Here is a 1,420-nt window from a genome sequence, read left to right on the forward strand (position 1 = left end):
ATGCCTAAAAACGTGGTTTATAATCCCGTCAAGGCGCCTGTTTTAAAGCAGGAAAAGTCTGAAGGAAGCGAAAATTTGAGTCCCTCGCAGGCAAATTTAAAAGATAGCGGCGACGATAAAAGCGCCGCCCTAAAAGCCAAATTTGACGCCAAAAAGATAAATATCGTAATGCCGGCAAATTTCTTAACGCTAAAGGGACACGAGCTCGTTTTTGACGCTCTTGCGGGACTAAAAAGAAGCGATATAAAGGTTTATTTCGCGGGCGGAGGCGGGCTAAAAGCGGGCGCGAAAGCCAAATTTGACGCACTGATAAAATCGGGCAAGGCCGAGTATCTGGGTTTTGTTTCCAAGATGGACGAGATTTACGCGGCGTGCGACTACGTGCTTGGATTTTCTAGCGACGAGGGGCTACCTAGAGTCGTCATCGAGGCGCTTGGCTGCGGGCTTGGCGCGGTGTATTCGGATATCGCCGTCATAAGGGAGATTTATGAAATCTCCTCAAAAAAGCAAGATTTTTTTATAGTTCAAAGAAGCTCAGACGCGCTTTTAGCCTGCTTTGAGAGCCTGCGCAAGCCCAGCTCAAAAAACCCCGACGATGCCGTTATAAAGGCATTTAGCATAGAAAATTATCTTCGCGGGATAGATAGGATATATAGCGAACTTTGACGAAGGCCTCGATGTCTGCGAGGTTTTGGTCGCTAAGCTCGAAAAAAGCGCTCGCGTCGATATCCCGCACAGTTTTAAACACGGAGCTAATGGGCGGCAGATGTGAATTTATGACGAGCGAGTCGGCGACGCCTCTTTGCTCGCTGGCAAAACAAGGCCCCATCAGGCAGATCGTGGGCGTGCGCACGCTATCTGCGACGTAGTAGTTGCCCGTATCAGAGCTCGCGTAAAGCTGCATCTGCGAGAGATAAAACGGCAGCTCCTCAAGCTTGATTTTACCTATTAAAGAGATGATTTTTAGCTCGTTTTCGCCGAATTTTTTTACGTAAGTATCGCAAAATTGCGAGCTCAAATTTGACCCGCTGCAGATACCGTTTTCGCTACAAATTTGAGCCTTTGCGCCCTCGTCGTTTGTGTTTTTGATATCGCCGTAAATTTCGCTCGCGCCATTGCCGGCTAAATCCGCGAAAATTTTCCGTCGGCTCAAATTTTCCGCCCGTTTTTTATCCACATTTTCGGCGAGCAAGTTTTGTAATAGCGCCGCCTCCTCACCGACACCGAAAATATAAACCTCGCAGTCAAATTTGGCGAAAATTTCAAAGATTTTCTCCCAAGTTTTCTTTGGCGGCGTTTTCATTTTATTGCCAGCGCTCAGGCTCACGCCGATCTTAAATTTATCGCTTTTTACGATATTTTCATGTGGGATAAAGAGCGGTTGTTGCAAGCATTTTTTATATTTTAGCTCGCTAATGCC

Annotated in this window: 2 protein-coding genes; one reads left to right on the forward strand and one right to left on the reverse strand. The window is 46.8% G+C overall.

What is annotated here, in order from left to right:
- Nucleotides 1–666 (forward strand): glycosyltransferase (locus Q0546_RS00280; RefSeq protein ID WP_298789485.1); only part of this gene is annotated, 666 nt, incomplete at its 5' end.
- On the opposite strand, the gene Q0546_RS00285 is transcribed toward Q0546_RS00280, so the two are convergent.
- Nucleotides 614–1,420 (reverse strand): glycosyltransferase family 9 protein (locus Q0546_RS00285; RefSeq protein WP_298789487.1); only part of this gene is annotated, 807 nt, incomplete at its 5' end. The two genes, Q0546_RS00280 and Q0546_RS00285, sit on opposite strands and share 53 nt — an antisense overlap.

It is taken from the genome of uncultured Campylobacter sp. (genome assembly GCF_937997465.1).
GTDB lineage: Bacteria > Campylobacterota > Campylobacteria > Campylobacterales > Campylobacteraceae > Campylobacter_A.